This is a genomic window from Glutamicibacter sp. X7, assembly GCF_054889245.1.
Window position 1 is genome coordinate 953128 of sequence record NZ_CM142678.1, and the last position, 26883, is coordinate 980010.

The window sequence follows — 26883 nt, forward strand, 5'->3', positions numbered from 1 at the left end:
GGCCCACGCCGTGGCTAAGATGGGATTCATGAGTCAGACTTCTACCCGCTTGCCTTACGGAGATGGCCGGGAGGCCCTACTGGAAGCGGTCATCGCCGTCGTTGCGGAGAAAGGGCTACGGGGAGTCACATATCGCGCGGTCGCCGGGAAGGCCGGAGTGAACCACACGCTGGTCGCCCATCATTTTGGCTCAATTGAGGGGCTACTGGCTGCCACGATGGAATGGGCTGCTCAGCGGTCTATTGGCGAGACGGGACTGGACCGAGTCGTGGAATTCGACGAGTCCTTTGCGAATTCACTCATGCAGTCGATTTTGGACGCGCCAGAACTCCAGGTTTTCCAGTTCGAAATGATTCTCCAATCTCGCAGGGACGAGAAAATTCGAGTGCTGGTGGAGAACCTCTATATGAACTACAACTCCGCCATCGAACGTGCGCTGGAGCGCCGGGGGTTGGCGGTGATCGGTGAGATTGCCTCTGCGATCTTCGCCGCGTTCGATGGGCTGATGCTTCAGCTCCTGACCATAGGGGACGAGGAGCGGATTCGGGAGGCCGTTGTCGGCGTGGGTCGCTTGGTCTCACTGCTTGAGCGATCGGCTGCGGGCGAAGAAGGTTGAATTGCCGAGCATGACGAAAGCTGCGTTGGTGGTTTGTAGTATTCCGTCATTGCGCAGTCGAGATGCGGACTCACCGTGAGGTGTGTGCACGTTGGGTAGGACATGCACTAGCCAGGGTGGATTCTTCACCTGCGGCCAAGGCTGTTTCGTCGATTCCATCAAGCCCAAGCCGCCGTCGGTTACCACTACTTTCGGAGCGGGGAAACCCGCGGCAGCGAGGTCCATGTCTCGGCTCAATCGTGATTACTCTACTGGTCGCCGCTAAGGTGTCCGTAGCTGATAGTGCTCAACAAACACATCCCTGGTCGAATGGCGTTGCCATCGACTTGAAGCCTCGTTGAAGACCTTGCCGGTGTGGCGTGGGGAGGGCGAAGGTTTAAGCGCCGCGCGTTCTGGTGCCGAAAGGTCCGGCCGGTGTCGCCGCCGAATTCGGTCTGCCATTGTTTGCTCATCAACTAGGCAACGAAGCCGCTGAGTTCGTTGCGCGAGGTGGTGAGATTCAGGCCGATGGGCCCAGTACCTCTGCGAACCGAGACCTTGCCCCGGTCATTCTGAGGCCGGATAAGGATTTCAGGCACAATTAGGTGCTTACCGCCGGGGAATGGGCTATCTGAAATCAGTTACCGGTACACAGGGCGGGTGTCGCGCATTATGGTGTGAAGATGAGAGTTGCCCGTTCGGTGTCGCGAAGGTCGTGGCATACTCAGGTCGCGAGTACGTGCGGAACCCTCGCACTGTTGCTCGGTTCGGTCGTAGCCTGTGCCGCGCCGGATCCCGTGCCGCCTTCGTGCAATCCGCCAAAATTCGCGGTGGAACCCTCCAACGCTCGCGTGGGTGACGAGGTGACAGTCTCCGCACCGGCTGCGACCTGCAATCCGAGTTACGGAGAAGACGCGAAGGTTCGAGTGATACTCACGGATGCGTCGGGTGCAGAGGTGCTGAACACGACCGCCGAAATGAGCGACACCGGTGCTTTCGAATTCACTTTCGTCATCCCGGACAGAACCCAGACGGGTACGGCCACGGTCTTGGCGATGCCCGACGCACTGGATTGGTGCGATGACACCGGCGTGAATAACCGCCTGAAGTCCTCGGATGCTCTGCTTCATCGCACCGCCTGTGCCGAACCAGCTCGAGCACTTGAGATCGTGCCTGCGCTTCAATAGCTCAGTCGACCGGCTAGCCTGCAGGGGTTATGCGAGCCAGGACGAAACGACCCACGCCACTCTGTGCGCCAGGGGTGAGCAGGAGGGCATCGAGGCGAGCGAAGCGGTGATCACCGAACGTACAGGAATCTTCCAGAGCAACCACTGCCCAGAAGCCGTCCTCGGGGACTTGCAGTGCCGGATCGTTAATGATGCTCACGTGCGGTGTCCACCGTGCTCGGGCGACCATGACGTTGAGATCGAGAAAGCCTTCGCTGTGTGGGGTAGCTGAGACTTCCTCTTCGCCGTCAAAGACGATGGTGCCCTCCACCGGAAGCTCGGTGATTTCGCCGTTGAGGGTCAGTTCGACGGCACCAGGGCCGAGGGCGACCTGGCCGCGCCGCACACCGGGGTAGCGGCTATAGGGCTGCGTCCCGGTGATTTCGGCGATACTGATTCGCCAACTCCACTGACCCGCTCGGTCGCTGTCGTCGAAGAGATTTCGTGTGATGCCACGCCCGTTCTTCCAGGGCTGTGGCGTCACCGCGGTGTACTCGACGAAGACTGGGCTATTCATGAGGCAGTCTCCTTTGCACTGTCACCATCGACAGTTGCCTAGATTCGGGTGTGCCTCCTGCGGGGACACGTGCGGGCGCACAGTTATCGTTTCACTTGTGCGCATGGCCCGCCATTTCTGAATCTTCGATGTCCTCGCGAGCCCAGGTGGTTTCCGGGGGAGAGCGTCAGCATCCGCCAGCGCCTTAGCGGGCGAGTAGATTGATAGGTGAACAGCAGGTCGTGGGCCAAAGGGACAAATGGATGAGAGTCACGGATACGGAGCACGAGGGATCGACGGTGTTGCTCGTCATCGATATGCAGCAAGGTGTGGTGCCCGGTTGCCTGGCCGAAGATGAAGTGACGATGCGTGTGGCCGCGCTGGTGGAGCGGGCACGTGAACAAGGGGTGCCGGTTGGGTGGGTGTTCCATGATCCAGTTGGTGTCGGCACACCGAAGTGGGAACTCGTGCATCCACTGGCCACTATGAGGGATGAGGCAGTGATCCGGAAGAGCTACCGTGATTCCTTCACGGACACCGAACTTAGCCAAACCCTGGAGAGATTGGGTGCACGGCACTTTGTGATTAGTGGTGCCCAGAGTGATTTCTGTGTCCGCACCACCGTGCAACGGGCCGCGATTGAAGGTTATGACGTAACCCTAGTGGCCGATGCCCACACAACCTGCGACAGCACCTGGGGCGGAGTGGACATCAGCGCCGAGCAGATCATTGCGCACACCAACATGTATGTCTCCGGCCTCCGTTACCCGGGTCAGCGTTTTGCCGTTACCAACCACGACGCCATCGAGTTTCCCGGCGGCGTTGATAGCTTGGCGACCGGGTTCCTGACATAGCATGAGCAGATGAAGCCTACCCCGCCCGCCGTGACTCGGATGCCTGCCGCTACGGTCCAGATCGATCACCATCTGGCCAGCCGATTACTTCAAGAACAAGCAGCGCACTTTGCCGCCTACGAGCTCCGCTACGTCGCCACCGGCTGGGATAACGTGGTTTATCGCTTGGGCGAGCAATTTCTGCTTCGGTTACCGCGGCGGGAACTCGGGGAGGAGATCGGGCGCAAAGAACGGACGTGGCTGCCCGTTCTCGCACAAGACACCGGCCTGGCCGTGGGGGAGGTCTTGTTCGAAGGTCGCCCGACCGACTACTACCCCTTCACCATGAGCATCACCCGGTACGTTCCGGGTAGGAGCGCTGCCACGCTCAGCCGCGAGGAGCGAGATTGCTATGCCCCAGAGTTTTCATCGCAACTCTCCCGTCTGCATGTGCCGGCCTCACAAGGGCCGCGAAGTGCGTTTCGGGGTTGCGCCCTAGCGAGTCTCGACGAGCGCACCACTGAGCAGATCGCGCAGTTGAACGGACGTGAGCAGGCCAAGACACGAGAAATCTGGGAGGCGGGCCGGGGCGCGGAACCCTTTGACTCGGCACCACGTTGGCTCCACGGCGATCCGCACCCACACAACACTATTGCCACCGTTGCGGCGCACGGCGGGCACTTCGTAGGACTGGTCGATTTCGGAGACCTATGCATCGGAGATCCTGCCTCAGATCTCGGGATGCTCTGGCTGCATTTCAGTCCGGCGGTGCGAGACGTAGCGCTCGCCGCATTGGGCTACGAGCACGGTGGAAATACATGGCTACGAGCACGGGCCTGGGCACTGCGTTACACCTTGCTGATTCGGGGCCTGCCCGCCGATGACCTGCTGGGTGCGGTGGGCCGTGAGAGCTTTTCGTTGCTCTGAGTTAGATACGCATACTGCGGCGATAACATCTGAATTGGGCATCGGTGGCAGAATTAGCTCAGCTTCCTGATGTTGGTGGTGAAAGAATACGCATGTGAAAGGCAGGCAGGTGGATGGCCCGCAAGTCCGACCCGATACGTGAGCGAAATTTTGCTTCGGTCTTACGCGAAGTTTTTTCGAATCCCGGTCAATCGCGGAAGGACGTTGCCGATGCAGTCGGCATTAGCGCTGCGTCGGTGACCAGCATCGCTCTGAAGCTTGTCGAAGCCAAATTGCTGTGTGAAGCGTCTCCCGTCGCTGCGGGACAAGGGCGGCCTCGCGTGCCTCTACACGTTGACTCAACTTCGCACCTAGTCATGGGGATTCATTTAGGGCCGCGGGTGACTGGCGTGGTCTTGACGGGCCTCGATGGAATCGCCCATGCTTCCGCGCTGGTTCCGCATTCTGGTTTTAGCGCTGAGCAGACCTTCGACGTTGTCGTAGCGGAGGCTACCAAACTGGTTGAGGAACATGCGTCGGGACGCCATGTTCTTGGTACGGGCGTGGCCACCGGCGGCATCGTCGATCGCGAGCGCGGGATCATTGTGGAAAATTCCGGTGCGGGCTGGTTTGATGTGCACGCCGTGGAACAACTGGCAGGTCGCCTACCCGGACCTGTGGTGCTGGATAATAATGCGCGGGCCGCGGCTCAGCATGAATTACTTTTTGGTCATGGGGCACAGCAGCCTGATTTCGTGCTCATGGTCAACACCTCGGATCTGGGCGCGGTACTGGTCAGTGACGGTGTCATCCGTGCCGGTCATTCGCAGCACGCCGGGAAGATTGCGCACTTGCGGGTATCGGACGGGCAATTCCGTTGCGACTGTGGACGCCAAGGATGTCTTCAAACGGTGGCCACAGACGAAGCTACGGTGCGATGTGCGCAAGCGGCCGGTCGTCAGGACGTGCGCACTTACGCCGACGTTGACCGACTTTATGATGCGGGGGATGAGCAGATCCGTGCGATTGTGGCCGAACGCGATGGCTATGTGGCGCGGGCTGCGGCCGTACTCATGGATCTGTTGGATCCTGGGCTCGTAGTCATCGCAGGAACACCCGCCGAACGCCCGGAAACTCTAGCTCATGTCCGACGGGTGGTTGCCGCGCGTGCCGGTCAAGGAGAACTGGCGGCGCAGCGTGTGGTGTACTCCAGTGACCACGAACTATCGCTCTCCATCTTTGCCGCAAGCATTATGGTCAATGAGGTCCTCGAGCGCCCGCTGGGTGTGCTTGAGTCGCTGTCCTCGTAGCTTCGGCGTAAGGTCATTTTCTCGGAAAGTGTTGACAGGATCACATTGGCATGTTTACTTTATTTCATAAAATAAAGTATGTGTTGGCAGCCAAGCACCGAGATGTGGGTGAGTCGGATGCCGCACCCAACTAGGAGTCCCAATGAAGCGATCCCCCAAAATGGTGTTGGCCGCCGGAGCGGCAGCGCTCGCGCTCGTCGCCACCGGTTGTGCCTCGGGTGAAAATGGTGGCCAGCCGCAGAGCGACGCGCAAGGCAAACGGTCATTGTCATTTATGACCAGCGAGCCGAAGAGTATCGTGCCGCAAAAAGATCCCGGCAGCCAAGTAGGTATGGCGTTGTGCGCCAACCTCATGGAAGTCAATGTTGAAACTCAGAAGCTTGAGCCCTTGGCGGCCCAAGCGGTCGAAAGCGAAGATGCCAAAGTCTGGAACATCGAGCTTCAAGACGGCTGGACCTTTCATGATGGATCTCCGGTGACCGCACATTCTTTCGCTGACGCATGGAACGCGACGGCGACAGGGTCAAACGCATGGCAGGGTAACGGCACGTTCGTCTCCTTCGAAGGTTACGACGAGTTGAATCCAACGGATGGATCCGAACCGAGCACCGATGTGCTCTCTGGCGTGAAGGTCATTGACGAAACGCACCTGGAAGTTACGCTCAAGGCACCTAACGCCGACTTCCCGAAGGTTCTGAGCACAAACCCAACGTGCCCGCTACCCGCTACGGCACTGGAGGACGAGGCATCTTATGATGAAGCCCCGGTGTCCAACGGACCGTACAAGTTTGTTTCCTGGGACCACAATCAACAGATTGTGTTGGAGAAATGGGATGGCTTCAAGGGTGCAGCCGGTTTCAGTGGTGGTGCCGATGAACTCGTTGGTAAGGTTTACACCTCGGTAGATCCGGCCTACACCGATATGACGGCCGGTAATCTCGACATGATTCGGAACGTGCCGGCAACCATGGTCGATAAAGCAACTAGCCAGCTTGGCGATAAGGTGCTTTACAAGGTTTCCATTGGATCGAAGCAGCAAACACTTCAGATTCCCGACTATGTTGATGAGCTGAAGTCGCCGGAACTGCGTAAAGCCATTTCACTGTCGATCGACCGCGATGCCATCGCAAAATCATTGCTCAAGGGGCACGCCACCCCTTCGGATTCGTTGGTCCCACCGGCACTTGCTTCCTATGTGGAGGGTGCCTGCTCCGAGTGCACCTTTGATCCAGAACGCGCCAAGAAATTGTTGGCCGATTCCGGTGGCTTCGATGGCACATTGATTATCGAGAGTAACTCGAATTCTGATCAGCAACTCGTCCAGGCAGTGGCCAAACAGATCCAGGACAATCTGGGAATCGAAGTTCAGCAGAAACCAATGTTGGGCACCGAACTTTCAGAGCGTCGCAATAATCAGAAGCTCGAAGGGGCGGCCTTTGGCCTCTGGGGATGGTCATACATGTCCTCCGACCAGTACCTGAGCCAGTACGAAACCGGAGGCGACGGCAACGCGTCCACCGGCTACTCGAACCCGGAAGTTGACAAGCTCCTACGCGCAGCACGCGCCGAGCAGGATGAAACCAAGGCGGCAAGCCTGTATCGCGATGCCGAACAGATCATCCTGAAGGACCTGCCGGCCATCCCCTTGTTCATTCCGACCGACTACGGGCTGCACTCCGAATGTGCAGTGATGAACGACGTCCAAGGCGACCTGCAGTTCTACCGCGCCGGCTACGGCTGTTAAGCAGTTTCCGACCGCTGGTGGCGGTCCATACGCAGCGATGGACCGCCACCGACTGTACTGAGTGAGGTAACCCCATGTTGGGCTATGTCCTACGACGCATCTTGCAGATGATCCCTGTGCTCCTTGGCGCAACGTTCATTATTTACGCTTTGACCTTCCTCATGCCGGGAGACCCGATTTCGGCGTTGACAGGAGAGCGTCCACTACCAGAAGCCACGGTGGCCCAGATTCGTCAGGCGTACCACCTCGATGATCCATTTCTCATCCAATACGGCAATTACATGCTCGGAGTTTTCCGCGGAGATTTCGGCATCGACTTCTTTGGTCGGCCGGTGATGGGGCTGATTCTCGAACGCCTGCCCGCCACATTTGCTTTAGCGATGACCGCCTGGGTGCTGAAACTATTTATTGGCTTGATCATTGGCGTCTACGGAGGGCTACGCCACGGAAAGGCGGCCGATCATTTCGCGCTGGTCTTCACCGTGTTGTTCATGGGAATCCCCGGATTTGTGATTGCACTCGGAGCCCAAACCTACTTCGGGGTGCATCTGGGCTGGGTTGACCCGGCTGGCGTCCGAGCAGGGTGGCCCATGGCATTTATCCTGCCCGCGCTGGTGATGGCCATCGAAGCGGCAGCCGGTTTGGCCCGTCTCACGCGAACCTCGTTGGTAGATGTGCTCCGCGCCGAATATCTCAGGACCGCTAAAGCAAAGGGCCTTTCGGATCAACGCATTATCTGGGGCCACGCACTACGTAACGCGCTGATTCCTGTGGTGACTTACTTGGGGCTTTCACTCGCTGGAATGCTCGGGGGTGCGGTAATCATCGAGGCGATCTTCAACATACCTGGCATTGGAGGGCTCATGGTCAGTTCCATCAATAACAAGGAGGGGACCATCGTGGTGGGTATCGCAACGATGCTCGTGTTGGTGTACCTCGTGTTCAACCTGTTGGTTGACCTCACCTACGGCCTGATCGATCCTCGAGTAAGGGTATAGAGACGTATGAGCACGGCAACGAATACCGTAACTCCCACAGAAGGTGCGCAGGCGGCTGCGCGTATCCCCGGGAAGACCAAAGGAGGGCACCACCATTGGTGGCTTCGACCGCGTTTCATGATTTCCGGATCCATCGTGCTCTTGGTGATTCTGATGGCGGCCTTTCCGCAAATCTTCACCGGCTTCGGTCCGGGGCCGACCGAGAATTGTGACATCCTCAATTCCAACCTACCGCCCAGCGCGCAGCACCCTTTCGGCATGGACGTTCAAGGTTGCGACTACTACACTAACGTCATCTACGGGGCACGCGCCTCAATTCTCGTGGGCATAGTGGTCTCGCTGATTGCCTTCGCCATCGCCGCTGCGGTGGGAGCTATCGCCGGCTACTTCGGAGGCTGGATTGACGCAGTCATCTCGCGCATATGCGATATGGCCTTTGGATTGCCCTTTATCTTGGCTGCCATCGTAGTGCTTCAGCTGTTCGGACAGCGCAATGTATGGACCGTGATCTTTGCCTTAGCCCTGTTTAGTTGGCCCGGCGGGGTACGGTTTATGCGCTCGTCCGTGCTCGAAGTGCGCAATCGCGAATATGTTCAGGCCGCACGGCTCCTTGGAGCCAGCAACTCTCGTATTATCCGAAAGCATATCGTTCCCAACGCCATCACTCCGCTGTTGGTTTTGCAGACACTGGGCGTGGGCGGGATGATCTCGGCCGAGGCCGGACTGACCTTTATCGGCATCGGATTGACCCCGCCAGCTGTATCTTGGGGCCTGCAGCTAGCCGCAGCCCGTGACTACATCGACGCAGCTCCTCATTTGCTGATATTCCCTGCAGTTTTCCTGACCGTTACCGTGCTCGGCTTCGTCCTATTCGGTGAAGCCATGCGCGATGAGTTCGATCCCAAGGGTAAGTGATGAGCAATCAAACAGATGCGAAGCAGACTCCGTTATTACAGGTGCGCGATCTGCGTGTGGAATTCTCTACCAGTCAGGGAATCGCCACGGCCATAAATGGGGTGGATCTGTCAGTTTCGGCCGGTCAAAGCCTCGGTATTCTTGGTGAATCCGGATCCGGCAAGTCTGTAACCGCCCGCACGATCATGGGCCTGCTGGATACGCCTCCGGCCAGAGTTGTTGGTGGACAGATCATGCTTGAGGGTGAAGACCTATTGAGCTTGCCCTCAAAGGTTCGACGAAGCTTGAACGGCCCACGGATGGCCATGGTTTTCCAAGATGCGCTGAGCGCCCTCAACCCAGTGCATCCGGTGGGCCGGCAAATTGGTGAGCTTTTTCGGGTCCATCGCGGTTACAGCCGTGCCGCAGCCAAGAGAGCCGCGATAGAACTCATGGATCGTGTGAAGATTCCGGCTGCAAGCAGTCGTGTCAACGACTATCCGCACCAGTTTTCTGGCGGCATGCGACAGCGCATCGTGATCGCTATGGCCTTGGCGTTGGATCCGCAATTGCTCATCGCTGATGAGCCCACCACCGCGCTTGACGTCACGGTGCAGGCCCAAATTTTGGCGCTGCTCAAGGAACAACAGGTTCAACACAACATGGGACTGATCCTTATTACGCACGATATTTCGGTCGTACGCGAAGTGACCGATCATGTGGCGGTCATGTACGCCGGGCGCGTTGTCGAGCAAGGTCCTACTGCTCAAGTTCTGAGCGCGCCACGGCATCCATATACTCGAGGGCTAGCTGAGTCGGTGGCCAGCGAGGAACTGAAGGGTTCCCGCTTGCCCGCTATCCCGGGTAGTCCGCCGGATCTGCTTAATTTGCCCAGTGGCTGCTCGTTTGCGAATCGCTGCTGGCTGGCCACCGAAGAATGCAATGGACGCGTTCCGGCGCTCACAGAGCTCGGCGAATCCCGAGCCACCGCCTGTTTCCATCACGAGGAGGTGCAGCCATATGCCGCACATAGTCGCTGAACAAGCCCGCCGCGCAACGAACACGTCGCCGATCATGGAATTGCGAGGGGTCAAGCAACATTACGCCATCGCCCGTCCCCTGCCTTTCGCACCGAAAAAAATCGTCCGTGCCCTCGACGGCGTCGACCTCAGGGTGAAGCTCGGTTCGACCCTCGGGATCATCGGTGAGTCTGGGTGCGGAAAATCGACTCTGGCCCGAATTCTTTCCGGGCTGGAAGCTCCGTCCGAGGGCGAAGTGCTATTCGAGGGCGTGGATATTAATTCGCTGCGCGGTGCTGAAAAACGGCACATGCGCCAGAATATTCAACTTATATTCCAAGACCCTTACGCCGCGCTTGATCCGCGCATGAATATCGAACAGATACTCAGTGAGCCGTTCGAAATTCATCCTGGGCTCGTTCCCGAATCGGGCAGGCGACGTAAGGTGCAGGAATTAATGGAACTGGTCGGACTCAATCCCGATCATTTGGGGCGCTACCCACATAATTTCTCCGGGGGACAGCAACAACGCATTGGTATTGCGCGTGGAATCGCGTTGAACCCGAAGGTGTTGATTTGCGATGAGGCAGTCTCCGCGTTGGACGTGTCAGTTCGTGCTCAGGTCGTGAATCTACTTCAGGACCTACAGCAAGAACTGGGTTTGAGCTTTGTTTTCATTGCTCACGATCTCCAAATCGTGCGGCATATTTCGGACGAGGTTGCCACCATGTATCTCGGTCGGATCGTTGAACACGGAACATTCGCACAGGTGTATGACCACAGTGAGCATCCGTACACCCAAGCCTTACTGTCTGCGGCCCCGGAATTGCGGCAGGGCAACGGTACCAAGCGAGAGCTAATCATGTTGCAAGGTGACCCGCCGTCACCCATCGATCCGCCGTCGGGTTGCCGGTTCCATACCCGTTGTCCCATCGCTCAAGCGCGCTGTGCGCAAGAGGAACCCACGCTCGATGTAGTGGATGAGGACCACAGCGCCCGATGCTTTTTTCCCGGCCCGATACCCGTCCGGTCTGCCTAAATTACCGCCGTCTGCCCTCAGCGCTGGGGGCAGACGGCACACAAGGAGTTTCTATGGATATGAAAGTTGGCATCGTAGGTTTCGGTCTGCGGTCTTCGCTCTACCGATACGTACAGCGTCCAGGGGAGGGATCGGAGATCACCGTGATCTGCGATAGCAGTGAACGTGGTCGCGCCGATGCCCGGCGAGCCGTACCCGATGCGGTGGTGACAGGTGACCTCGAGGTGTTATTGAATGCCGGGGTCGACGCGGTGCTGGTGCTGACGCCCGACCACACGCACCGTGACGTGGTGGTGCGAACTTTGGAGGCAGGAATTCCTACCTTCTGCGAAAAGCCTCTGGATATCACCATCGAACGAGCCGACGAAATTCTGCAGACAGCCCAGCGCACCGGAACACGACTTTATGTGGGACATAATATGCGCCATATGCCTGTGATCCGACAGATGAAAGAACTCATCGAGGGCGGTGCTATCGGTGAGGTGAAGGCCGTCTGGTGCCGCCACTTCGTGGGTAACGGCGGGGATTATTACTTCAAAGATTGGCATGCCGAACGTCGCTATACGAATACGCTGCTCTTGCAGAAGGGCGCGCATGATATTGACGTCATCCACTGGTTAGCTGGTGGATACAGCACTCAAGTGACCGGACTGGGCACACTAGCCGTGTACGGGCAGGTTACCGATCGCCGGGATAACACCGATCGCCGAATGGGCGAGTGGTTCTCGGTAGAGAACTGGCCGCCGCTGAAGCAACACGATCTAAATCCAGCTTTGGACGTGGAAGATCTCTCGATGGTGCAGATGCGGTTGGATAACGGTGTGCTGGCGTCTTATCAGCAGTGTCATTTCACGCCGGACTATTGGAGGAACTATACGGTGATCGGTACCGCCGGTCGGATCGAAAACTACGGGGACGGGCCCGGGGATTATATTCACCTGTGGAATACGCGAACCACGCACGGATTTGTCGAACCAGATAGAAAAATTCGGGTGCTCGGTGATGAGGATGGGCATGGGGGAGCAGACCCAAACTTGATTGCCGAATTCTTGCGCTTCGCCCGCGAAGGTGGATCCACCGATACTTCACCGTTAGCCGCCCGGGCCGCCGTTGCAGTGGGCGATCTTGGGGCCCGGTCGATCCGTGGCGATGGTTCAACATTGACAGTGCCTGAGCTCAGTAACGACGTGGTCGAGTATTTCGCCCAGAATCAGGAACCGATCGTAGCCCGCTAGGGCCGATAATTCTTACACGAACAGCAAGGTCGGGCTCACCAATGGTGGGTCCGACTTTGCTCTATGCAGTCGCCTTGACGGTTGCTGTCTCGCTATCCAATAGGGAGCCGTGGCGTATGGTCAGGCGCATTCCCCAGCGATTACACGGCGCCCTGTCTTGATTAGCATCAGGACGAGCAAGGCGATGCCGACGTAGCCGTTGATGACATACACGACATTAACCATCTGGCTAAACGGTACGGCTAATCCGATCACCGTACCGAGTCCTGCTAAGCCTACGGTGGCGGACTTGAACTGTCTGGTGCCTTCGGTGAAGAACCGCGAGGAGACCGTCCAAAGCAAGGGCACCGCCGTGGTGTAGATGCCGGTAAGGATCATGACCGAGATGCCCGAGGCTAGAAGCGGACTCACGTCCTGCGCCAGTACGAGCATGGGTATTTCAGTTCCTGCAACCCGCGTGATATTGGCCAGTAGGCTCAGCGCCACGATGATGCAGGCTGCCGAGAAAGCCAAGGCGCCGAGCGATCCGCCGGCGACGGCTTCGCGCTTAGAGCGTGCTGTTTTACCCAGGGCGGCAAGGAAAGCGGCGAGCCACAGCATGCAGAAACCCACGTACGATAACGCCGACATGAACCAGGTGCTCGAGGCCTGGGTTACTTCTAATGACGGCAAGAGAACGGCGCCTTCGGAGATCCCCTGCGGATTGCGTACGATCCCCAGCACGCCCAGGCCCACTGCAATGATCACGATCAGCGGCCCGATTTTGCCGATAATGTCGACAAGCGACTTCAGGCCGAACCACACGCTGGCGGCCACCAGTAGCGCCAGGCCAATGCCGCCGATGTATTTTGAGAGTCCGTAGTGTTCCTCGAAGACGGCGCCAGCACCTGCCACCATAACGGTGAAGCTCAAGAAGACAAAGAGGATCGAGAAATAGTCGAAAAAGGTGGCGCCAATCTTGCCGCAGTAATAGTGGTAGATCTGTGACGGCTTGTCGAATCGATAGCGCTGACCCGCCGTGAAGAATTCGACGATTACATACGTCATTAGTGCTGCGACCAGCAGGCCCGTACCAACAATGCCCTGATAGCCGTAGGAGGTGAAGTATTGCAGGATTTCCTGTCCGGTCGCGAAGCCTGAACCGATGAGAAATGCCATGATCGCTCCGGCGTAGGTCAGAACCCGACTGAGACGAACCTTCCCCGCGGCACGTCGGGTGTGCGGGACTGAGCTTTGTTCTACCATTGCGTGCTAATTCTCCCTGAGGCCTAACTAGGCCCAACATTGATCAACTATTGATATATCTGATGTGGCTCACATTAGATTTAATCAACTGTGCTGGTCAATGAATTGCGGGAATATTTAGCGGATCACGCCTGGCGCGGGTGAATCCGGGCATGATCCGCTAGGCTAGCGCCGCTTTTGGATTCGAAGATCCAGTCCACTACGCACTTGCGGCCACTCCGAAGCGAGGATCGAGAAGACGACGGTATCGCGTAATGAGCCGTCGGGCATCCGCCGATCCGCGCGTAGCACGCCATCTTGCTTGGCGCCGAGCCGTGCTATGGCTGTGCGCGATTGCATGTTCATCCAGTGCGTGCGGAACTCAACTGCCACGCAACCTAGAGTTTCAAAGGCGTGTCCCAAGAGCAGTCGCTTGCTATCCGGGTTGCTGCCCGTGCCGTGACTACTAGCAGCATTCCAGGTATAGCCAATTTCCAGCCGCGGCAGTTCATGGTTGATATCGCAATACGTAGTCATCCCAATGATTTTGCCTGGCTCGTCGGTGACTGGGTCGTTCAGACGTGTCGTAAAGGGCACCATGCTGCCCTTTTCTTGCATCGCTAAGCGACGTTCGATCTCCGCGCGCATCTGCTCTGGACGCGGTACCGAGGTGTACCAGAGGTTCCAGAGCTCTCCGTCGCTGGCGGCCGCGACGAGTCCGTCGTGGTGTTCAAGGCTAAGTGGTTCGAGCGTTACGTACTTTCCACGCAGGACGACGGGGGCAATATTTGTCATGGGAAAAGTCTAAGCGTCGGTCGGTGGCCCGGGAAACGTGTGGGTGGAGGCCGTGCCCTCGCGGGTGTGCTCGGTGCCCACCAGGCGCCGAACGGTACGGCGGATGGCGTGAATGACTTCGTTGATAGGGCGACGATGCAAGTGCTCGGCGCGAACAAGAAGATCGATTTGTCGACCAGAATTGAGTCCGTGAATTGGTCGTAAAGTCACCGAGTCGTCCAAGGACTTTCGGGCGGTGAAACGTGGCAAGATGCCCAAGCAGTTACTTGCTTGAACTAGCGCGCCGGCCGTGGCGTAGTCGTTGACTCGGTGTTCGACTTGCGGGGCGCTGCCCGCCAGCGCGGCGATAGTTTCAAGTACGTCAGCGGGGGAGTAGCCAGCCTTCGAGACGACCCACGGTTCATCGATGACCTGAGTCGGGGTGAGTTTTTCGAAGCGGGCAAGTGGATGGTCGCGATGCAGGGCGATGTCGAGCGGCTCAAAGGCCAACGGTACGACGCTCACGCGGTCCGAGGGCCATGGGGCGGTGTGCGGCATTCGATGTGCCAGCACCAAATCGTAGCTCGAGGTGAGTGAGGGAAAGTCTTGCTGGGAAACATCTTCATCGAAGAACCGCAGCGGTGGAAGTCGATCGTCGGAAGTAGTCAGTAGCGGCGCGAAGATCGTCTGACCGATTGAGTGGAAGCCGGCGATGCGAATGGGGGTGTCCACCGCTTGCTCGTGGGCATGAATCTTCGAGGTGGCTTCGGCCAGCGTCGAGGCTACCGCGGCTGCCGCGGTCGCTAGTAACTGCCCCTGTGTTGTTAAAACCAGCGAGCGGCCTTCTTTGCGCGTCAATGGGGCATCGAAGCCACGCTGCAGCGCGGCTAGATGTTGCGACACCGCAGAGGGCGAGACGTAGAGCGCCTTGGCCACGGCATTAACGCTCCCCAGGTCCCCTAGTTCCCGCAGAATCCGAAGCTGGTGCAATTCCATGAAGTAAACACTAAATCATCAGATCAGAGATTCGCGGGCAAACTTAGGTGTTTTACGGGTTGGGCCGGTGTCAGACTGGAAGAAACCATGGCTTGGGACACGGCACCCTGTGCCACACACCGCAAAGGACGTGACGCAATGAAAGCACTATATAAATCTGGACCGCATGCCGGACTGGAACTTGTCGACCGCCCGGAACCGAGCACCGGTGCGTCGGAGGTCAAAATCAAGGTGATGACCGCCGGTATTTGCGGTACCGACCTGCACATTGAGGCCTACGATGACGCGGCCAAGGCGATGATCAACACCCCGCTTGTGCCTGGCCACGAATTTTACGGAGAGGTCGTCGAGGTCGGCGCCGATGTGCAGGGCGTCAAGGTGGGTGACCGTGTCTCCGGTGAAGGCCACGTGGTCTGCGGGTTGTGTCGAAACTGCCGTGCGGGGCGGAAGCAGATGTGCATCAACGTCAATTCCGTGGGTGTCCAGCGTGACGGCGCCTTCGCCGAATTCGTGGTGATCCCGGAGGCCAATGTCTGGGTCCACCACGATGAACGTATCACCCCAATGCTCGGAGCGATTTTCGACCCCTTCGGCAATGCGGTGCATACCGCACTACAGTTCCCGATGGTGGGTGAAGACGTCCTGATCACCGGCGCCGGGCCCATTGGCTTGATGGCCGTGGCTATCGCCCGCCATGTCGGTGCACGCAAGGTAGCTATCACCGACGTTGCTGAGGAACGCCTAGCACTGGCTCGCGATATGGGCGCGGATCTAGCCATTAACGTGGCGAACTCGCGAATTCATGACGCGCAACGCGAACTGGGAATGCGCGAAGGTTTCGACTTCGGCATGGAAATGTCCGGGCATCGCACCGCGTTGCCGGAAATGATCGACAATATGAACCACGGCGGCAAGATCTGCATGCTCGGCTTGCCTAGTGAGTCCATCGAGATCGACTGGGGCAAGGTGGTCACCCATATGCTCACCCTCAAGGGTATCTATGGCCGCGAAATGTTTGAAACCTGGTACGCCATGAGCGCCATGCTGACCTCCTCCGATGTGCTTCGCGAACGCGTGGCCTCGGTGGTCACCGACTTCATCCCGGCCACCGAATGGGAACAGGGATTTGCCGCGGCGCGCAACGGCGTCGGCGGCAAGGTTGTGCTCGACTGGACCGTCTTCTAAGCAAAGGGAGTTTTAGATGTATACCGATCTCAAGGATCAGCTCGCCAGCGAGCTGGCCGAACTGCAAACCGCAGGGCTCTACAAGCACGAACGTCACATCGACTCGCCACAGTCGGCTGCCATCAAGGCCGGTGAGCTGGGTCAGCAGGCCGGCGATGTGCTGAACTTCTGTGCCAATAACTACCTAGGCTTGGCCGACGATGCCCGCATTATTGACGCGGCCAAGCAAGCGATGGATCAGCGTGGCTTCGGCATGGCCTCGGTGCGCTTTATCTGCGGCACCCAAGACTTGCACCTGGAACTTGAGCGCAAGGTCTCCGAGTTCCTCGGTACCGAGGACACCATTTTGTTCTCCAGCTGCTTCGACGCAAACGGCGGAGTCTTTGAATCGCTCTTCGGCAAAGAAGACGCGATCATTTCCGACGCTCTCAATCACGCCTCAATTATCGATGGCATCCGGTTGTCCAAGGCGGCCCGATTCCGCTACGCCAACCGGGATATGAAGGACCTGGAGCGTCAGCTGCAGGCCGCAGCGCAACACAATGACGGTGCCGGGGCACGCCGCACCATCATCGTGACCGATGGTGTGTTCTCCATGGACGGATACCTGGCGCCGCTGCAAGAGATTTGCGATTTGGCAGAACGCTACGGCGCGCTGGTGATGGTCGATGACTCGCACGCGGTGGGCTTCATGGGATCTACCGGTGCCGGTACCCCAGAACACGCTGGCGTTTCGGACCGCGTAGATATCTACACCGGTACCTTCGGCAAGGCGCTGGGCGGCGCCTCGGGCGGTTACGTCTCGGGACGTGGCGAAATCGTTGCGATGCTGCGCCAGAAGGCCCGTCCTTATCTGTTCTCCAACTCGTTGGCCCCGGCCATCGTTGCGGCAACCTTGAAGGCCTTGGAACTTGTAGTTGGTTCGGGAGAACTACGCGAAAGGTTGCAAGCCAACGCCGAGCTCTTCCGCAACAAGATGACCGACGCCGGGTTTGAACTGCTCGATGGGGAACACGCCATCGTGCCGGTGATGTTTGGCGATGCGGTGTTGGCCGGAAAGATCGCCGCCGCCATGCTGGAGCGCGGGGTCTACGTCACCGCGTTTTCATTCCCCGTGGTCCCGCGTGGTGAAGCTCGTATTCGCGTCCAGCTTTCGGCGGCGCATTCGCCCGAGGATATTGACGCATGTGTGCGCGCATTTAGCGAAGCACGCGCTGCCGTGAACGCGTAGTTACCGGCACGCTGTTCAGTGGGTGCTCTCGTTGATGACGGGGGCACCCACACGTGCATCCTGCCGCTGTCCGAAATCCCGGATTCAACGTGCCAAGGAGGCGCCCGGCGCGATGGTGACAAGGCTAGGGTGGAGCGCAGATGCATCTGACTTCCCACTAACGTACTTGGAGGGGCCGTGGCCACCGAACTCTTAACTAATATCGCCCAATTGACCACCGTAGACGCCCAGGGCACTGTGATCAGCGACGCGGCGGTGCTTATCGACGGTGAGACGATTGCGTGGATCGGTGCGGCCACCGACGCCCCGAGCGCCGATATCGTCACCGATCTGGGAGGGCGTGCGGTGCTTCCTGGCTGGGTCGATTCGCACAGCCACCTGATCTTCGCGGGCGACCGATCCGAGGAGTTTGTCGCACGCATGTCTGGCCAAGCCTACGCGGCCGGCGGCATCGCGGTGACTACCGGTGCCACACGCGAGGCCAGCGAACAACAACTACGCCAAATGGTCGCCGAGCGTCGCGCCGCGGCCCTCGCCACCGGCACCACATGGATGGAGACGAAAACCGGATATGGGCTCTCGCTGACCGAAGAAGTGCGCCACGCAAAGCTCGGCCGCGATCTTGTGGATTCCCTGACCTTCCTCGGTGCTCACTTAGTGCCCGCTGGAAGCGACGCGGATGAATACACCGATCTGGTGGCCGGCCCGATGCTGGAGGCGGTGGCCGATCAGGTCGACTTCGTCGATATCTTCTGCGAGCGCGGCGCATTTGATGAGGCGCAGACCCGCCGAGTTTTGGATGCTGCGAAGGCTCGCGGGCTTGCCACCAAGGTACACGGCAATCAACTCGGGGAGGGCCCGGGTGTGGCGCTGGCTGTGGAGTATGGTAGTCACTCGGTGGACCACGTGAACTTCCTCAACGAGCACGATGTGGAGGCACTCGCCGGAAGCTGGACTGCGTGGGACGCCGCCTCGCGCTCCGGCAGTCCAGGTGTTGTGGCAACCTGCCTGCCAGCATGCGATCTGTCCACGCGGATGCCGTTCGCGCCGGGAGCCGAGCTACTTGAACGCGGCGTGCGCATTGCGCTGGCCAGTAACTGCAACCCCGGCACCAGCTACACCAGCAACATGAATTTCTGTGTGGCAACCGCCGTGTTGCAGATGAAGCTGAGCCTCGAGCAGGCCATCGAGGCAGCGACCTTCGGGGGCGCGTTGGCTCTGGGTGTGCAGGACCGCGTAGGTTCGCTCGAGGTGGGCAAACGCGCGGATCTGCACGTACTCGATGCCCCAAGCGCGGCCCACCTGGCGTACCGTCCGGGTATGGCGCTGACTCATGCCGTCTACCGGGCCGGGCGCCGCGAACTCTAGGTTCGGCCTCTCGACTCTGAGTGCCCGGTGTCACAGATGGAAGCGGCCGCGCAGTTCGTGATAGACAGTGGAGTATGGCAACTACTGCATTTCAAGGAACTCCTGTCTCCACCGTTGGCGAACTGCCGGCCGTAGGCACCAAGGCTCCCGAATTCACCCTGACCGGTGGCGATCTGTCCGACGTCACCAGCGCATCGTTGGCTGGCCGCCGCGTTGTTTTGAACATCTTCCCGTCGGTGGACACCGGCGTCTGTGCCGCCTCGGTACGCCGCTTCAATGAACTGGCAGCCGGTCTGGAGAACACCACCGTGGTGTGCGCCTCTGCCGACCTGCCCTTCGCACTGGGCCGCTTCTGCGGTGCTGAAGGTTTGGAAAACGTGGTTCCGGCCTCGACTTTCCGCTCGAGCTTCGGGAACGACTTTGGTGTGGCTCAGGCCGACGGCCCGCTGCGTGGCCTGATGGCCCGCGCCGTTATCATCCTCGATGAGCAGGGCAAGGTGTCCTACACCCAGGTGGTCCCGGAGATCACCACCGAACCGGATTACGATGCTGTGATGGCCGAGCTGAGCTAAGCTCCGCCAAAGGCGGGATGGCCGGGATGCCCCAATGGGCATCCCGGCCATTCGTATTTAAGGCACCCGTTTCCTTTTCAACGTTCCCCGCCTATACTCGATTATGGATTGATTGTGATTGTAATGTTGGTAAAACAATCACAAAGCATCATATGAGTGGATGGCTGTCGGGCAACCGACAAGGCGAGAGGACCAAACAACGTGAGCGAAGCGGCTGATCTGGGTAGCAAGATGGAGGCCGAGCTGCACTCGCAGCCGAGCATGTGGCAACGTGCCATTGCCCAGCAAGCGGAAGAAGAACTTCTGCCGACCCCGGGGCAGAAGGTGGCTGTGGTCGGATGCGGCACTTCCTGGTTCATGGCGGAGTCATATGCCGCCGCCCGGGAGGCGGCTGGCCACGGTCTCACGGATGCCTTCGCGGCCTCCGAGGCACGCATCGCTGGCCGCGGCTACGACGCGGTGGTGGCGATTACTCGTTCGGGTACGACCTCCGAAGTTCTGGAACTACTTGAGGGCGTGGAGCCCGGGCTGCGTTCCGTGGTCCTGCTTGGTGACACGTCCTCGCCGGTGCGCGACAAGGTCGATGCGGTGATCGAGTTGCCCTACGCCGATGAACAGTCCGTGGTGCAGACGCGCTTCGCCACCAGCGCGCTGGCGTACCTGCTCTCCAGCGTCGGCATGGATCTTAGCCCGGCTATCACGCAGGCCAGCGAGCTTCTCGCCGAGGAAACCGATCAAGCCCTATTACAGGCTGAGCAGTTCACATTCCTCGGACGTGGCTACAGCGTGGGCTTGGCCCATGAAGCGGCCCTGAAAATGCGTGAAGCCGTCCAGGGATGGACCGAAGCCTACCCGGCCATGGACTATCGCCATGGACCAATTTCCATCGCCGCACCCAACCGGGTGACCTGGATGTTGGGCGAGGAGCCGGAAGGTCTGAGCCGCGATATGGCCGCGACCGGCGCGCTGTATCTAAACCGGGATCTGCACCCGTTGGCCGAGTTAGCCCAAATCCATAAGGTGACGTTGGATCGAGCCCGGGCCCGCGGGCTTGACCCTGACACCCCGCGCAACTTGACCCGCTCCGTGATCCTGGAAGGCTAACCCTCAAGCATGGGTGCGTTCTACCTGCTCTTCGACGTTGGCGGAACCGACGTGAAGGCCGCACTGGCTACCGCGGACGGAGAACTGTTACATATTCTGCGTGAGCCGACCGCACGCCCGGAGCCGGGCGGCGACGGTGCTACGGCCGTGCTCGAACAGCTCAGCGACTTGGCGGACCGACTTGGGGCGATGTCGGCACAATCGCCCATCGGGGTTGGGCTGCTCGTCTGTGGACTGGTCGATGCCGAGGCCGGAGTGGGGCTGTATTCGGTCAATCTCGGATGGCGTGATGTGCCGCTCCGCGCCATGGCCGAACAACGTTTAGCTTTGCCCGTGGGATTCGGTCACGATGTCACGTGCGCGGCTCGTGCCGAACTCGAGTTTGGCGCCGGTGCCCACGTGCCCGGTGGTGTACAGAATGCTGCAGTGCTGATTATCGGGACCGGCATCGCCTCGGCACTGGTCGTCGATGGTCGTCTGGTGCTCTCCGGCGGCTACGCCGGAGAGTTGGGCCATGCCCAGGTCCCCGGCGGGTTAGCCTGCCCTTGCGGCGCCACCGGATGTTTGGAGACGTTGGGGTCGGCTGGGGCGATTGCGCGACGCTATTACGAGGCCACCGGAGTAAGTGGTGGCGCCCGTGAGGTGTTCGCCGCCCGTGCGCAGGGGGATCACGTGGCGCAACGCATTATCGACGAAGCGCTCGATGCCCTGAGCTTCACGCTGGCGCAGCTGGCAGCGTCAGTAGCCCCCGAGGTGGTCATTATCGGCGGCGGACTTGCCCAAGCCGGGTCCCCGTTTTTTGATGATCTTCAGGCACGGCTGGCCGCGCGGCTGTCCTACCACCGCCTACCTCAGGTGCTGCCCGCGCGCCTTGGCGCCGACGCGGGACTCAGAGGAGCTTGGCTAGCCATTCGGGATCGGATGCGGGAGGAAAGCTAGTGATTCTCTGCCTTACGCCGAACCCCGCACTGGATTTGAGCTACACGCTACAACGCATCGATCTTGACGCCTCCCACCGGGTGGACACCGGGCACGCCCAAGCTGGCGGCAAGGGACTGAACGTGGCACGGGTTTTACATCAGCAAGGCTATGCCACGCGTTCGGTACTGACCGCCGGCGGGATCAACGGCGCCGTGTTGTTGGAAGAGTTGGAGAGTACGGGCCTGCCGTTTAGCGCCATTGCGGTCTCCGGCGCTACGCGCCGTTCGATGGCTTTTCACGCTCTCAGCCAGCAGCAGAGCACGATCTTTAATGAAACGGGACATCCGTTGAGCTTGGACGAAGGCGAAGCGCTGTTGGAGTCCTTTAGCGCGGAGCTTACCGCGGCGCAGGCGGTCGCCATCTGTGGTTCGTGGCCGCCTGAGACCACGTTGGAATATTTTACACAGTTCGTACGTCGTGCGGTCGAAAGTGCGTGGACCGTGGTGGACACCAGCGGCGCGTTGCTTCTCGAGGCAGCGCGAGCCGGGGCTGTACTCAAACCAAATCACCACGAGCTCCGACAAGCCACTGGTACATCGGATGTGGCCCAGGGCGTTGCGCAACTGCTACGACTCGGTGCTCCCGAGGTTTACCTCAGTGCGGGGGAACATGGTCTGTTCCACTTCTCCGCTTCAGCCGCCGGAATTGCTCATGCGTTCTTGCCAACGGCGCTTCCCGGGAATCCCACGGGGGCAGGTGATTCAGCCGTCGCAGCCCTGACGGCTAGTGCGCTAGATGGTGCGGACCGGGAGCAGACCTTGCGACGAGCAGTGTCGTGGTCGGCCTCAACGGTACTGATGCCGACCGCAGGGGCCACTCACCCGTCCCATGCCGAACTTTTCGAGCAGGTCAACTACGCCCTGCTCGAGAGCGTGCCCGACTTCTAAAGAAAGCTGGATATTCATGCCATTGGTACCAACCCGCGACATTATGACTCAGGCCGTCACCGGTGGATATGGTCAGGGGGCATTCAACGTTATTCATCTCGAGACCGCGCAGGCGCTGATCGCCGGCGCGGAACAGGCCCACCGACCCTTGATTCTGCAGATCAGCGAAAATTGTGTGGCCTATCATGGGGCTCTGGAGCCGATCGCCCTTGCCACTATGGCTAGTGCGCGGGCAGCGCAGGTGCCGGTGGCTGTCCATCTGGATCACGCCCAAGACGAACATCTGGTGTATCAGGCAATTGAGCTTGGGTTCGGATCGGTGATGTATGACGGGGCGCACCTAGATTATGCACGGAATCTGGCAAGTACTCGCCGAGTGGTCGAGGCTGCGGCACGTCAGAACATTTACGTGGAAGCCGAATTGGGCGAGATCGGTGGGAAAGATGGGGCACACGCGCCCGGGGTCCGAACCGACCCGGAACAAGCCCTGGAGTTCGTGGCCCGTACCGGAGTCGACGCTCTCGCTGTGGCAGTCGGATCGTCGCACGCGATGCTTGAACGGCGCGCCGAACTCGATACCGAGCTGATCTCGCGCCTCGCGCAGAGTCTCGATGTTCCGTTAGTTCTACACGGTTCCTCCGGAGTTTCCGACGAGAACCTACGCGCGGGTATTGCCGCAGGCATGCGCAAGATTAATGTCTCCACGCACCTGAATGGTTTCTTCACCCGCGCGGTCCGTGACTGGCTCGCAGCACATCCCGAGGCGGTGGATTCGCGTAAATATGTGGCGGCCGGGCGCACCGCAATGGCCGCGGAGACTGCTCGCTTATTGCAGCTTTTCGCGACGACCTAGGCCTGCATCCCTGCGTCGGCGTGCCGCCGATGGCTCTCCTGCATGCTGCGCTCACCAACGAGGCAAGATGTTAGGACTCCTTTAGATTGATTTTGATTGATTCTTGATTGTTTCGCTGAAAAAAGATCGAAAATCTCTTGACGAGTGATTCAGGGCACACCATAATCGTAGAGAAGTGATCGTTTGGTGAATGCAAAGTACCAAAAACAAGCACAAACGTTCACCTGCGATTCCATCACCGGCACGCACGACATTCCATGGGGAGCAATAATGAAACGCACGGCACGCACATCCATCCTGGCCCTCTCGGCCGCCTCAGCACTGCTGCTGACCTCCTGCGGTTTCTCCGGCGGTGGTGGCTCTCAGGGTGGTGAAGACGGTGGCACCACGTTGAACATGCTGGTTCCGACCTATTCGACCGGGACCAAAACTCTGTGGGAAGGCGTGATCAAGGACTTTGAAGCCGAGCACGAAGATATCGACATCAATCTCGAGGTGCAGTCTTGGGACAATCTCGAAGGCGTGCTGAAGACGAAGTTGCAAGGCAATCAGGCTCCGGATATCTACAACGGTGGTGCCTTCGCCGAGTACGCCGCCGAAGGGTTGCTCGCCCCGGCCTCTGACATTGCTTCGGCCGAAACCCTCGCCGACTTCCAGCAGTCTTTCGCCGACGCGGAGACCTATGAGGGCACCCAGTACGCCCTGCCGTTGATCGCTTCGGCTCGTGCACTGTTCTACAACGAGACGCTCATGAAAGAAGCCGGCGTTGAACAGGTGCCAACCACGTGGGACGAACTCTACGAGGCCTCGAAAAAGATCAGCGAGAAGACCAAGGCCGCGGGTTACGGAATGCCATTGGGCAGTGAAGAAGCCCAGGGCGAATCGCTGATCTGGTTCGCCGGTAATGGGGGTAACTTCGGGGACGCGGAGAAGATCAGCGTGGACACTCCGGCCAATATCGAGGCGGCGAAGTTCATGCAGAAGATGATCGAGGACGGGGTCACGCAAAACGATCCCGGCGCCACCCAGCGAACCCCGATGCTCAATACTTTCATTCAGGGTAAGGTCGGCTTTGCCTACGGCTTGCCGCAGACCGCGGTGCAGATTGAGAAGGAAAACCCGGACCTGAAGTACGGCATTGCGCCGGTTGCTACCAAGGACGGCTCCGCAGCCACCCTCGGTGTGGCCGATCGCCTGATGTCCTTCAAGAACGACGGTTCGAAGAGCGAGGCAGTGAAGGAGTTTATGGACTACTTCTACTCCGCACCGGTCTACACCAAATGGGTGAGTGCCGAGGGCTTCCTGCCGACCACCAAGTCCGGCTCCGAGCAGTTGGACGGGGACCAGACCCTGAAGCCATTCCTAGATTTGCTGCCGAATGCCGTTTTCTACCCAACTACCAACCCGGCATGGAACGCGACCGACGGTGCTTTCAAGTCAATGATGGGTGAAATCGCCACCGGTAAGTCCGCTGAGGACGTACTGGGCGGCATTCAAGCCAAGGCCGACGCCGCGAGCAACTAGTCGGCAACCACCCACCCAGGTCAACGGGCCCGGCGAAAGCCTTCGCCGGGCCCGTGCCATGAGTAGGTATCCGGCATCATGAAAGAGAGAACATCATGAGTACCGCAGTGCGCGACGCAACCGCCCCGAAATACCGGGTTCGCAAACATGATCAAAGCTGGTGGGCCTCACTGCCTTGGATCGGCCCCGCGCTGGCCCTGATTCTAGCCATCGTCGTTTTCCCGGCCGGCTACATGATCTATAACTCCACCCGGAAAATTTCGCAGGTGGGCACCGATCTCGAATCGGTAGGGTTCAAAAATTTCGCGACCATCTTCGCCGACCCAGCCCTACCTCGCATATTGATCAACACCTTTTTCTGGGTGATCATCGTGGTACTGCTGACCGTGGTGATTTCACTGGCCCTAGCGCAATTCTTGAACAAGCCCTTTCCCGGACGCACCTTGGTGCGCATGGCCGTCATCGTGCCATGGGCAGCCAGCGTGGTGATGACCACGACCCTGTTTTACTACGCCATGGATCCCAACTACGGGCTGTTCAACAAGTTTCTCGTTGACCTAGGCGTGCTGGAGGAGGGGTTCGGGTGGACCAAGAACGCGGTACCGGCCATTGCCGTGTCCATCGTGGTGGCGGTCTTCGTATCCATTCCCTTCACGACCTACACGATCCTAGCCGGGCTACAAGCCGTGCCGGACGAGACCCTTGAAGCAGCCAAAATGGATGGGGCAGGACGGTGGCGCACCTACTTCTCCGTGATCCTGCCGCAACTGCGAAGCGCGCTGGCGGTGTCGGTCCTCATCAACATCATCAACGTATTCAACAACCTGCCGATTCTCCGTGTGATGACCGGTTCAATTCCGGGCAACGACGCCGACACCCTCATGACCTACATTTTCAAGGTGCTGCAGTTCGATCGCCGGCTCGACTTGTCTTCGGCACTGTCCGTGGTCAACTTCGCCATCGTTCTCGTGATCGTCGCGATCTACGTGAAAACCGTCAAGCCGATGCAGGAAGTCTAAGCCATGGCGCTGCTAACTACAGAGGACCGCGCCCCGCGTAAGGTCGTCATCTCCCGAATGGCCGTCGGACTGATCGTGGCCGCCGTTTTCTTGATTCCCTATGTCACGATGTTCATCGGGTCGCTCAAAACCCAGTCTGAGATCCTCTCGATTCCGCCGTCCTACATGCCGCGCGACGGATTTCAATTCTCGAACTATGCCAGCATGTGGGATACACCGGAAACGCCTGTCCCATATAACCTGATCTCCACGATCGTCATCTCCGTCTGCGCCACACTACTCGTGTTGTTAGTCGCAACCCCAGCTGCGTACTTCACCGCACGCTTCCGCTTCCCCGGCAAGATGGTCTTCATGTTCTTGGTGATCGTCACGCAGATGCTACAGCCTGCGGTACTGACCGCCGGTCTGTTCAAACAGATGTTGGCCTGGAACCTGCACGACACCTGGGTGGCCATGATCCTGATCAACGCCGCCTTCAATCTAGCCTTTGCGGTCTGGATCATGCATTCATTCTTTGCCGGTGTACCCAAGTCGATCGACGAGGCCGCGCAAATCGACGGTGCAGGCAAGCTACGAGTGCTGTTTACGATCAACCTGCCACTAGTCTGGCCGGGCATCGTGACTGCGGTGATCTTCACCTTCGTCACCTGCTGGAACGAATTCGCCGCCTCGCTGGTGATCCTCTCCACCGCCGAGAACCAGCCGCTTTCGGTCGCGCTAACGAAGTTCGTGGGACAGTACGCCACTGCGTGGCAGTACGTGTTTGGTGTCTCCATCGTGGCGATCGTCCCGGTGATTATCCTCTTCGCCCTGATCGAGAAGCGTCTGATCGGCGGTCTGTCGGCCGGTGCGGTGAAGTAGCGTGGCTCC

26 protein-coding genes are annotated in these 26883 nt (G+C 59.2%); 22 read left to right on the forward strand and 4 right to left on the reverse strand.

Features of this window, described 5'->3' with window-relative positions:
• Positions 1-28 precede the first annotated feature (28 nt).
• Both ACYU0X_RS04680 and ACYU0X_RS04685 read left to right on the forward strand, forming a co-directional pair.
• Positions 29-616, forward strand: a complete 588-nt coding sequence (locus tag ACYU0X_RS04680; protein WP_461902253.1) for a TetR/AcrR family transcriptional regulator — start codon at positions 29-31, stop codon at positions 614-616.
• Between the two features lie 935 nt (positions 617-1551).
• Positions 1552-1782 (forward strand): hypothetical protein, encoded by a 231-nt coding sequence (locus ACYU0X_RS04685; protein ID WP_461902254.1) that lies wholly within the window; start codon positions 1552-1554, stop codon positions 1780-1782.
• A 13-nt stretch (positions 1783-1795) separates the two neighbouring features.
• On the opposite strand, the gene ACYU0X_RS04690 is transcribed toward ACYU0X_RS04685, so the two are convergent.
• Entirely contained in the window at positions 1796-2338 is a 543-nt protein-coding gene (locus ACYU0X_RS04690; protein WP_461902255.1) for a HutD/Ves family protein, read from the reverse strand.
• Between the two features lie 242 nt (positions 2339-2580).
• Between ACYU0X_RS04690 and ACYU0X_RS04695 the strand changes: the two genes are divergently transcribed.
• The 9 genes from ACYU0X_RS04695 to ACYU0X_RS04735 all read left to right on the forward strand — a co-directional run bounded on the left by ACYU0X_RS04695 (position 2581) and on the right by ACYU0X_RS04735 (position 12295).
• Positions 2581-3171, forward strand: coding sequence for an isochorismatase family protein (locus ACYU0X_RS04695; protein ID WP_461902256.1), 591 nt, complete (start codon positions 2581-2583; stop codon positions 3169-3171).
• 9 nt (positions 3172-3180) lie between these two features.
• Complete coding sequence (locus ACYU0X_RS04700) at positions 3181-4077, forward strand: aminoglycoside phosphotransferase family protein (RefSeq protein WP_461902257.1); 897 nt, start codon at positions 3181-3183, stop codon at positions 4075-4077.
• Between the two features lie 356 nt (positions 4078-4433).
• Complete coding sequence (locus ACYU0X_RS04705; RefSeq protein ID WP_461902258.1) at positions 4434-5366, forward strand: ROK family protein; 933 nt, start codon at positions 4434-4436, stop codon at positions 5364-5366.
• Positions 5367-5508: 142 nt separating this feature from the next.
• Positions 5509-7110: a peptide ABC transporter substrate-binding protein gene (locus ACYU0X_RS04710; protein WP_461902259.1), complete on the forward strand. Its 1602-nt coding sequence runs from the start codon at positions 5509-5511 to the stop codon at positions 7108-7110.
• 74 nt (positions 7111-7184) lie between these two features.
• The gene (locus ACYU0X_RS04715) at positions 7185-8108 is read left to right on the forward strand and encodes an ABC transporter permease (RefSeq protein ID WP_461902260.1); all 924 of its coding nucleotides are present in this window, start codon (positions 7185-7187) and stop codon (positions 8106-8108) included.
• 117 nt (positions 8109-8225) lie between these two features.
• Positions 8226-9023, forward strand: a complete 798-nt coding sequence (locus ACYU0X_RS04720) for an ABC transporter permease (protein WP_461902261.1) — start codon at positions 8226-8228, stop codon at positions 9021-9023.
• A complete protein-coding gene (locus ACYU0X_RS04725; RefSeq protein WP_461902262.1) occupies positions 9023-10042 on the forward strand; it encodes an ABC transporter ATP-binding protein in 1020 nt (339 codons plus the stop codon). The genes ACYU0X_RS04720 and ACYU0X_RS04725 overlap by 1 nt, the downstream gene beginning before the upstream one ends.
• Positions 10023-11060 (forward strand): ABC transporter ATP-binding protein, encoded by a 1038-nt coding sequence (locus ACYU0X_RS04730; RefSeq protein ID WP_461902263.1) that lies wholly within the window; start codon positions 10023-10025, stop codon positions 11058-11060. Before ACYU0X_RS04725 ends, ACYU0X_RS04730 begins: the two co-directional genes overlap by 20 nt.
• 53 nt (positions 11061-11113) lie before the next feature.
• A complete protein-coding gene (locus ACYU0X_RS04735) occupies positions 11114-12295 on the forward strand; it encodes a Gfo/Idh/MocA family protein (protein ID WP_461902264.1) in 1182 nt (393 codons plus the stop codon).
• A gap of 120 nt (positions 12296-12415) precedes the next feature.
• On the opposite strand, the gene ACYU0X_RS04740 is transcribed toward ACYU0X_RS04735, so the two are convergent.
• The 3 genes from ACYU0X_RS04740 to ACYU0X_RS04750 form a co-directional block, all read right to left on the reverse strand.
• Complete coding sequence (locus tag ACYU0X_RS04740) at positions 12416-13453, reverse strand: YkvI family membrane protein (protein WP_461902265.1); 1038 nt, start codon at positions 13451-13453, stop codon at positions 12416-12418.
• A 252-nt stretch (positions 13454-13705) separates the two neighbouring features.
• The gene (locus ACYU0X_RS04745) at positions 13706-14314 is read right to left on the reverse strand and encodes a GNAT family N-acetyltransferase (RefSeq protein WP_461902266.1); all 609 of its coding nucleotides are present in this window, start codon (positions 14312-14314) and stop codon (positions 13706-13708) included.
• A gap of 9 nt (positions 14315-14323) precedes the next feature.
• Positions 14324-15289, reverse strand: a complete 966-nt coding sequence (locus ACYU0X_RS04750; protein ID WP_461902267.1) for a LysR family transcriptional regulator — start codon at positions 15287-15289, stop codon at positions 14324-14326.
• Positions 15290-15427: 138 nt separating this feature from the next.
• Here ACYU0X_RS04750 and tdh point away from each other — a divergent pair, with 138 nt between their 5' ends.
• The 11 genes from tdh (at position 15428) to ACYU0X_RS04805 (ending at position 26874) form a co-directional block, all read left to right on the forward strand.
• Positions 15428-16474 carry an L-threonine 3-dehydrogenase gene (tdh, locus tag ACYU0X_RS04755; protein WP_461902268.1) on the forward strand — a complete coding sequence of 349 codons (1047 nt, stop codon included), beginning with the start codon at positions 15428-15430 and terminating at the stop codon, positions 16472-16474.
• 16 nt (positions 16475-16490) lie between these two features.
• Complete coding sequence (locus ACYU0X_RS04760) at positions 16491-17705, forward strand: glycine C-acetyltransferase (RefSeq protein WP_461902269.1); 1215 nt, start codon at positions 16491-16493, stop codon at positions 17703-17705.
• A 177-nt stretch (positions 17706-17882) separates the two neighbouring features.
• Positions 17883-19073 carry an imidazolonepropionase gene (hutI, locus tag ACYU0X_RS04765; protein WP_461902270.1) on the forward strand — a complete coding sequence of 397 codons (1191 nt, stop codon included), beginning with the start codon at positions 17883-17885 and terminating at the stop codon, positions 19071-19073.
• 74 nt (positions 19074-19147) lie between these two features.
• The gene (tpx, locus tag ACYU0X_RS04770) at positions 19148-19645 is read left to right on the forward strand and encodes a thiol peroxidase (RefSeq protein WP_309408323.1); all 498 of its coding nucleotides are present in this window, start codon (positions 19148-19150) and stop codon (positions 19643-19645) included.
• A gap of 231 nt (positions 19646-19876) precedes the next feature.
• Positions 19877-20749, forward strand: a complete 873-nt coding sequence (locus ACYU0X_RS04775; RefSeq protein WP_461902778.1) for an SIS domain-containing protein — start codon at positions 19877-19879, stop codon at positions 20747-20749.
• A 9-nt stretch (positions 20750-20758) separates the two neighbouring features.
• The gene (locus ACYU0X_RS04780) at positions 20759-21688 is read left to right on the forward strand and encodes an ROK family protein (protein ID WP_461902271.1); all 930 of its coding nucleotides are present in this window, start codon (positions 20759-20761) and stop codon (positions 21686-21688) included.
• Positions 21688-22617 (forward strand): 1-phosphofructokinase family hexose kinase, encoded by a 930-nt coding sequence (locus tag ACYU0X_RS04785; RefSeq protein WP_461902272.1) that lies wholly within the window; start codon positions 21688-21690, stop codon positions 22615-22617. The genes ACYU0X_RS04780 and ACYU0X_RS04785 overlap by 1 nt, the downstream gene beginning before the upstream one ends.
• Positions 22618-22633: 16 nt before the next feature.
• On the forward strand, positions 22634-23470 hold the full coding sequence (locus ACYU0X_RS04790; RefSeq protein WP_461902273.1) for a class II fructose-bisphosphate aldolase: 837 nt from the start codon (positions 22634-22636) through the stop codon (positions 23468-23470).
• Between the two features lie 270 nt (positions 23471-23740).
• Entirely contained in the window at positions 23741-24994 is a 1254-nt protein-coding gene (locus ACYU0X_RS04795) for an extracellular solute-binding protein (RefSeq protein WP_461902274.1), read from the forward strand.
• Positions 24995-25089: 95 nt separating this feature from the next.
• Positions 25090-26013 (forward strand): carbohydrate ABC transporter permease, encoded by a 924-nt coding sequence (locus tag ACYU0X_RS04800; RefSeq protein WP_461902275.1) that lies wholly within the window; start codon positions 25090-25092, stop codon positions 26011-26013.
• 3 nt (positions 26014-26016) lie between these two features.
• On the forward strand, positions 26017-26874 hold the full coding sequence (locus tag ACYU0X_RS04805) for a carbohydrate ABC transporter permease (protein ID WP_309408312.1): 858 nt from the start codon (positions 26017-26019) through the stop codon (positions 26872-26874).
• The last annotated feature ends 9 nt before the right edge of the window (positions 26875-26883 follow it).